The 7,282-nt window shown below is 53.4% G+C and carries 7 protein-coding genes; 1 reads left to right on the forward strand and 6 read right to left on the reverse strand.

The features are described from left to right. Positions 1 to 139: 139 nt before the first annotated feature. From H9X86_RS11195 to H9X86_RS11215, 5 genes are read right to left on the reverse strand one after another with little or no spacing between them, the layout of a single operon-like run. The gene (locus H9X86_RS11195) at positions 140 to 1,093 is read right to left on the reverse strand and encodes an SGNH/GDSL hydrolase family protein (protein ID WP_204901604.1); all 954 of its coding nucleotides are present in this window, start codon (positions 1,091 to 1,093) and stop codon (positions 140 to 142) included. A gap of 18 nt (positions 1,094 to 1,111) precedes the next feature. After that, positions 1,112 to 2,704 (reverse strand): MBOAT family O-acyltransferase, encoded by a 1,593-nt coding sequence (locus H9X86_RS11200; RefSeq protein WP_204901605.1) that lies wholly within the window; start codon positions 2,702 to 2,704, stop codon positions 1,112 to 1,114. 1 nt (position 2,705) lies between these two features. After that, entirely contained in the window at positions 2,706 to 2,936 is a 231-nt protein-coding gene (locus H9X86_RS11205; protein WP_204901606.1) for an acyl carrier protein, read from the reverse strand. Between the two features lie 10 nt (positions 2,937 to 2,946). Continuing rightward, positions 2,947 to 4,125 carry a diaminopimelate decarboxylase family protein gene (locus H9X86_RS11210; RefSeq protein WP_204901607.1) on the reverse strand — a complete coding sequence of 393 codons (1,179 nt, stop codon included), beginning with the start codon at positions 4,123 to 4,125 and terminating at the stop codon, positions 2,947 to 2,949. Continuing rightward, the gene (locus H9X86_RS11215) at positions 4,118 to 5,632 is read right to left on the reverse strand and encodes an amino acid adenylation domain-containing protein (RefSeq protein WP_204901608.1); all 1,515 of its coding nucleotides are present in this window, start codon (positions 5,630 to 5,632) and stop codon (positions 4,118 to 4,120) included. The genes H9X86_RS11210 and H9X86_RS11215 overlap by 8 nt, the downstream gene beginning before the upstream one ends. A gap of 261 nt (positions 5,633 to 5,893) precedes the next feature. Between H9X86_RS11215 and trpS the strand changes: the two genes are divergently transcribed. After that, the gene (gene trpS / locus H9X86_RS11220; RefSeq protein WP_204901609.1) at positions 5,894 to 6,907 is read left to right on the forward strand and encodes a tryptophan--tRNA ligase; all 1,014 of its coding nucleotides are present in this window, start codon (positions 5,894 to 5,896) and stop codon (positions 6,905 to 6,907) included. Between the two features lie 4 nt (positions 6,908 to 6,911). Here the strand turns inward: trpS and H9X86_RS11225 are convergent, their stop codons facing one another. Continuing rightward, on the reverse strand, positions 6,912 to 7,229 hold the full coding sequence (locus tag H9X86_RS11225) for a hypothetical protein (RefSeq protein ID WP_204901610.1): 318 nt from the start codon (positions 7,227 to 7,229) through the stop codon (positions 6,912 to 6,914). Positions 7,230 to 7,282 lie beyond the last annotated feature (53 nt).

Below are 7,282 nucleotides of genomic sequence, written 5' to 3' on the forward strand. Positions count from 1 at the left end.
GAGTTGGGAGAACTCCAATTTGCGCATCATATTTGCCGTTATTCCCCAAACTATGACCAGAACCCCTGTTTTCGCTCAATGAAAACAGGGGTTCTTCGACAGTCTGAAATGGGATGCCTTTGGCATCCCATTTTTATGTTTATTTCTTAAATACTACCGCCTCATAGTCTTGGAGCATGGTATTCCAACTGGCATATTGGCTGTTGCCACGTCGGTCAGAGAACATCTTGGTACCTTCCAGATACTTGGAGAGAAATTCTGTGACCTTGATACAGCCTGAGTGGTTGAGGTGGTCGCCCCGGTCGTAGGTGTCGGTGGACCAGTCGATGGGGACCTCTTGAGGCATGGTGTTCAAGTCGATATACTCCAGGCCCAGGTCATCTGCCAAGGCCTGAATGCCGTTGTGTTTCTGGTAGTTCCAGTTGACGGTGCTGGGAGTGCTGAGCAGGAGCAGTTTGGCTCCGTTTTCTTCGCATAGCTGCTGAATCTGCTCTACAAAAAGACGGTTAACGAGGGGGATATGAGCGGCGTTATTCGCCTCTGTCATGTAGCTGGAGGTGTCGGCAGCGCTGACCTTCCCATTGTAGCGATACCCTTTGTAGTGGGGACCATTGTTGGAGGAGCTGGAGGAAGTCACACCAAGTTGTACCGCTGATTTCCAGCGGTCGTGGTATCGAAGGATGGGCAGGTAGCGGGAGACCTCGTCCATCACCACAGTTTTGGAGGGGATCTTTCGATAGATACACAAGGTTTCCAAAATCACCAGCTTGGGAGACTGGGTTTCAAAGGCACGCTCCAGTAGGGTTTTGCTATAAGATAGGTATTGCTTGCCGCTGCCGCACACATAACTGGTGTACCCAGTGTTTTTCCAAATCAGCAGAGGGGAGATGGAGGAATAGGATTCACTGTCTCCCACCACAACCACGTCAATGGAGTTGGGGGGCTCGTCCTGGATTCCGTTGGCAATGACCTCCTCCATACCTGCGGCCTGGGTGTTATTTTTCGGCACGAAGAGGAAAGACAGTCCGTATAGAATGACCAGAAGGCCCAGCGTGAAGGCGGCAAACCCCAAAAATGGTTTCACAATCTTCAATGTTTGTTGACCTCCTTGTTAAAAGCCTGCATAGATGGGATCCACGGGGACATAACCTATGCCGTAGGCACCGAAAATGATCAAGAAACAGATGGCGGCGTAATAGACCACAATGCGCACTGGCCAGGGCTTCGCCAGCAGAGTTTCCCCAAGTTTGACCCCACGCTCCTGGGCTACCCCCACAAAGAGAAGCACCAGCAGGAAGGCAGCTACCAGTATCAGGTCGGGGCCGTCCATGCCATAAGCTAAGAAATTCCCCTTGTAAATGGGGGCGAAGGACCAGTTGGTCAGCATACGCCAGAACATTTTCAGGCCGTTGCGTAAGCCCTCTGCCCGGAAAAAGAGTTCGCCGATACATACCAACACACAGGTCTTGATGGTTTGGACGATCCGGTAGGCCAGGTGGTTGCGGTCAATGTGCAGTTTGTCGGTGACGGTATGCACCAGAGGCTGCATCAAATTGCCGGTAAAAATCAAAACAAAATGGTACAGACCGAAGAAAATATAGTTCCAGGCGGAGCCGTGCCACAGGCCGTTGCACAGCCATACGCACAGCAACGCCACACTGCTGGTAAGTACAGGGCCGTAGCGGGGTCCAAACCGTTTTCTGGCCTTGGATGTGAGCTTTTTCATGGGCTTGGACATGCTCACGGGATAGAAAATATAGTCCTTGAACCAGGTGCCCAGGGTGATGTGCCACCGCTGCCAAAACTCGGGAATGGTGCGGGAGAAGAAGGGGCGCTGAAAGTTCTCCGGCAGAGCCACCCCAAAGAGCTGGGCGCTGCCCAAAGCTACATCGATGGTACCGGAAAAGTCCATGTATAGCTGAATGGTGTAACACACCGCAGCCAAGGCAATGACTGACCCGTTGTACTGATCATACTCAGAGAACACACTGAGAATAAACATATTCAGCCGGTCTGCCACCACCATTTTTTTGATGACGCCCCAAAGGACTCGCTGACCGCCCAGGAAAAAGTTGTTCCACTCCATTTTAGGAGCTTCCCACAGCCGCTGAGCAGTATTTTCGTAGCGGCAAATGGGCCCCTCCATCATCTGAGGGAAAAAGCCCAGGAAAAGGGCCAGACGAAACAGATTTCTGTCCGCAGAAATTTTGCCTCTGGATACATCCAGCAGATAGGACACGGCCTGCAGGGTGTAGAAGGAGATGCCAATGGGAAGGACGAAAGAGGGCACCGGGAGGACGGGAGGCATATGAAGAATGCGCAGGAGTGCATTCCCGTTGCTCAGGAAGAAGTGGCTGTACTTAAGGGTCAACAGCAGGCCGATGTGAATGGCCACACCCAACAGGACAATGGCACGCCTCTGTCGCTGAATGCTGGCCCGGACAGCCTTGCGTTCATCTGGCTCCGCCTGTGCCAGCTTCTGCTTCCCGCTGAGCTCATTGAGCTCCAGCCACAGCCCCAGGTGGTGAATGGATAGCGTGGAGAAGAGTAGAAAAATAATCAGTGACCCACTCACCGCCCAGAAAAACACATAGCTGGCCAGCAGCAAAATCACACGGCGTACACGCTGTGGAGTGACGGCGTAGAGAAGTACCGTGACAGGGAGCAGAAGGGTCAGGTACTGGGGAGAGAAGTAGGAGGCCATGTTATCCCTCCTCTTGGAGGCGTACAATCAGGTCCCAGAGATTTTGGGCGGAGTTGAAGTTGTGAGGAATGACTTCTACGGTGGGGACGGTGACGTCAAAGGCGTCTTCCACCTCGGCAACGATGGAGATGATATCCAGAGAGGTGAGATGATGCCCGTCAATCAAGTTGTTGCAGTTGGCAAAGTCCAGATCAGGGCGAATTTCTTCCAAAATTTCCAGCAGACGTTCCATGTTCATTACCTCATTTCTTAAGTTTAGGTGTGTTGAGAGGGTAGGTATCAAAGTGGGGGCGCAGCTCGTCCACCTGGCCATCCGGGCGGCGGTACAAAACTGCAGGCAGATCTCGGCTGAGAAACAGGGAGATGCCTTCGGTCATGCAGTAGGCTCCGGCCCGCTCAAAGGCCAGCACATCCCCAATGTGGAGGGATGGCAGGGGCAGCTGCTTGACCAAAATGTCATTGATGGTGCATAGGGAGCCGCACACATTCCATGGCTCCATATTTCCCGGGGAATGGTGGGTGATGTGGCGAATGGGAGGGAGTTTCATAGCCATGGACTGGCCATAATACACCAACTGGTGCATGCCGCCGTCTACAATGGCGTAGTTTTGGCCACGGTTGCGTTTGGCGTCCACCACTCGAGTGAAGTATGTACCGCAGTGGGCCGCCAGGCTTCGGCCCAGTTCCAGCGTGATGGTGCCGGAAAAGGTCAGGTTTTGCAGCAACTGGGAGAACTGCTCCAGGTATTCGTCCTCCTGAAAGTCGTCCTCGGCATAGTAGCTTACCGGAAAGCCGGGACCAAACTCCAGTTCCTCCATGGGGTGACCCAGTAGTGTTTCCAGAGACTGCATGAACTCATCCACGGTGGAGAGCTCCCGGGCAGTACGCTTCAACGACGTTTTTTGGGTGCCGGAAAAATACTGGATGCCCTTGAAGTGGAGCAGCGGGTCATTTCCATGCTGGGAGAGAATGTCGGTGATTTCATCCTTTTCCAGGCCAAACTGGTTTCCACTGGTCAGCCGCAGCAGCAGGGAGACCGGTGAATTGCACTCCTGTGCGGTGCGATGGATGAGGTGAAATTGTTCCATGGATTCCACCGTGAAAATGGAAGGCGAATAGGGCAGAATCTCTTGGATGAAGTTGGGCGTTTTATAGACGCCAGAAACCACATACTGGGATTTGGGAAGGCCTTGGTTTTCACAGATGCGGTATTCACCGGGGGAGCACAGCTCCAGCCGCTCCACCAGAGGGGCCAGATAGCCAGCTAAAAAGGGATTTGCCTTAATGGCATAACAAAGGCCCACCCCAGGAGGCAGCTTGGAACGCAGATAGGCCACCCGCTGTTCCAGCACAGTACCATCAAAAAGGTACATAGGGGTGGCGTACTCTGAGAGCAGCTGGGACAAGAAGGCGTTATCCATGGTTTCCATCTCCTTTCAGCAGAGCATTTCGATCGATTTTTCCGTTTTTGTTCAGGGGGAACTGTTCCACCTGACGGAATACATTGGGGATCATGTAGGGGGGGAGGGAGGGAAGCAGCTGTAACCGCAGTTCCTTGGCGGTGAGATCGCCCTGGTAAAAGGCGTACAGCCGGTGTTTTTCGCTGTGGAACACGCAGCAGCAACGGTGTACACCGGCCAGGTTGGAGACAGCTCGCTCGATCTCTTCCAACTCGATGCGATGGCCCATGTGTTTGATTTGGAAGTCCTTGCGCCCGCAGAAGTGCAGCTCTCCCAAAGAGGAATAGCGGGCCAAATCCCCAGTGCGGTAGATACGCTCAGGGTAGTTTGGGTTGAGGGGATTGTTGGGGAAGGCGGCGGCAGTCTGTTCTGGGTTGCGGTAGTAGCCCAAGGCCAAGGCAGAGCCTCGCACACACACCTCGCCCACCACATTGGGGCTGGTGATCAAATGATCCTCACCATCCAGTAAGAATACATCTTCGTTTGGGAAGGCATGTCCCATGGGAATGCCGTCGGGGTAGGAGCGGGTGCGGTCGATGATGTGATAGGTGCAGTTGCAGGTGATCTCAGTTGGCCCATAGAGGTTGGCAAATTGCGCCTGGGGCAGATGCTCCATCCAAGCCTTCAGGTGCTTGGCAGGCATCACCTCGCCGCTGAACATCACCTTATTCACTGTATCTGGCGTGCGGTAGTCCAGGCCGTGTACTGTGGTGATGAGACACAGGGCAGATACAGCCCAGATGAGGGTGGTGACCCGATGCTGGCAAAGAAAATCCAACAGCTGCTGAGGTTGGGAAAATAGGGGGCGTGGCACCAGCACCAGAGTAGCGCCGGAGGCCAGGGCAGAGTAGATGTCCTTGACTGATACGTCGAAATCAAAGGGAGCCTGGTTGGCAATGATGTCCTCCTGGGTGATGGAGAAAATGGGACAGAAGTGGTCAATAAAATCTAAGGTAGAGCGGTGTCCCACCACCACGGCCTTGGGCACACCAGTGGAGCCGGAGGTAAAGTTGGCGTAGAGCGGGTCGGTGTCCACGTGGTGTCTGCGAATATTGGACAGCTGGTCGTGGTGAATATCGCTGCGCACCAAATCCTTGTAGAGAAGGATGCGGTGTGGTGGAAATACCTCTTCCAACTGGCCCCGGTGCTCCTCATCTGTGATGACAAACGGGGCCTGCAAAACGGACTGCATCTGCTTGAGCCTGGAAACAGGGAGCTGGGTGTTGAAAGATACGTAAAATCCGCCGGCGTACACGATGCCCCAGAAGGCGCAGAGGTTTTCCACGCTCTTTTCCATGTAGACGGCCACAGGCTGACCCTTGGTGAGGGAGAGGGAGAGAGCGGAGCCGATTTTCTGACTGGAGTCCAGGGCCTGGGCGAAGGTGATGGCCTGCTTCTCGTCCACTAAGGCAGGCTTGTTTGGGAACTGCTGTGCGCTACGTTCCAGATACTCTAAGATATTTGTCATAACTCGTATGTCTCCTATGGGGTATCAGGGGGGATTTCTCTCTTGTGAATGTTATTATGAGGGATAAATCTTAACACTACCATGGTTCTTTTCTTAAGAATTTTTAAGGATGTGGAAACAAATTGTAGCAATTACACCGGCTGGTTGCAGGTGATACATGGATGTGGTATAATGCTTGAAACAGCGATGGGCCTTGATTTGGCTCTTTTAAGCCTCAAAAAGGCGGCTGATTGGGAAAAATACGCAAAGGTTGTGAAACTTATGCAGCAGCAAACGGAAAAGAAAGTGATGCTCTCCGGTATTAAGCCCAGTGGAGACTTGACCTTGGGCTCCTATCTGGGTGCCATTAAGAACTGGTCTGCCCGGGCCGAGGAGTTTGATTGTTATTACTTCATGGCAGATCTGCACTCCATCACGGTACGTCAGAATCCTGCCGATCTGCGTCGGCGTACCCTGGAGCAGCTGGCCCAGTATATTGCTTGCGGACTGGATCCGGAGAAGAATACCCTGTTTATCCAGTCCCATGTCCATCAGCACGCTGAGCTGGGATGGGTGCTCAACTGCTATGCTATGTTTGGCGAGCTGTCCCGCATGACCCAATTCAAAGATAAGGCAGCCAAAAATGCTGACAATATCAACGGAGGCCTGTTTACCTACCCCTCTTTGATGGCCGCTGATATTCTCCTCTATCAGCCTGACTATGTGCCTGTGGGAGAGGATCAGAAGCAGCACGTGGAGCTGACCCGCAACATTGTGCAGCGGTTCAACGGTATTTACGGCGACGTCTTCAAGATGCCCGAGCCCTATATTCCTAAGGTAGGGGCACGCATCATGTCTCTGACCAATCCCGGGGCCAAGATGTCCAAGTCGGAAAATGAGGACACGGGTCGTGTTTGCCTCATGGATGACCCCGCCGTCATTATGAAGCAGTTTAAGCGTGCCATTACCGACAGTGATCGGGAGAACTGCGTGCGCTATGACCCTGAGAACAAGCCGGGCGTGGCGAATCTGATGAACATTTACTCCGCAGTGACTGGCAAGACCTATCAGGAGATCGAGCAGGAGTTTGCCGGTCAGGGGTACGGGGTATTCAAGCCCGCTGTGGGCGAGGCAGTGGTGGAGTGTCTGCGCCCCATCCGGGAAGAGGCCAAGCGCATCATGGCCGATAAGGCGTATCTTGAGAGTGTGTACCGCTCCGGCGCAGAAAAAGCCTCCCGCGTGGCCCAGAAGACCCTGCGGAAGGTGTATAAAAAGGTTGGATTTGTGGCCTATTAAGAGGTCATTCCGTGTCTTCATCTCCCCCTAGTCCCAGCAGAAGCGTGAGCCCTAAGGTGATGACCAATTCCAGGTTATCTCCCTCCAGGAAGAGAAACAAGAGAATGAGCACCAGAAGAATGTCGCCGGAATCAAGATTCTTCAGGGAGAAGTGTTTGGTGACCCCCTCCAGAAGCTGAGAGAGTCCGCCGGACATTTCCTGAAAGACGGCATTTCCGTTGTAATGTGCCTGGGCAGAGGGGCGCTCCTGCGTGGACGGGCTCTGTGGGGTATCGTCGTCCAAAACCATCCAGTTGTCATCGGATAAGTAATGACTATACATGGGAATCCTCCTTTGAACGGAAGAGCTCCAGACCACCGCGGATCAACACGGAT

The organism is Pseudoflavonifractor capillosus, from assembly GCF_016902575.1.
GTDB lineage: Bacteria > Bacillota > Clostridia > Oscillospirales > Oscillospiraceae > Enterenecus > Enterenecus capillosus_A.

Excerpts from the sequence above, each read along its gene's own strand:
- H9X86_RS11200 (WP_204901605.1), bottom strand. The coding sequence starts at position 2,704 with ATGGCCTCCTACTTCTCTCCCCAGTACCTGACCCTTCTGCTCCCTGTC.
- H9X86_RS11205 (WP_204901606.1), bottom strand. The coding sequence starts at position 2,936 with ATGGAACGTCTGCTGGAAATTTTGGAAGAAATTCGCCCTGATCTGGAC.
- H9X86_RS11210 (WP_204901607.1), bottom strand. The coding sequence starts at position 4,125 with ATGGATAACGCCTTCTTGTCCCAGCTGCTCTCAGAGTACGCCACCCCT.
- H9X86_RS11215 (WP_204901608.1), bottom strand. The coding sequence starts at position 5,632 with ATGACAAATATCTTAGAGTATCTGGAACGTAGCGCACAGCAGTTCCCA.
- trpS (WP_204901609.1), top strand. The coding sequence starts at position 5,894 with ATGCAGCAGCAAACGGAAAAGAAAGTGATGCTCTCCGGTATTAAGCCC.
- H9X86_RS11225 (WP_204901610.1), bottom strand. The coding sequence starts at position 7,229 with ATGTATAGTCATTACTTATCCGATGACAACTGGATGGTTTTGGACGAC.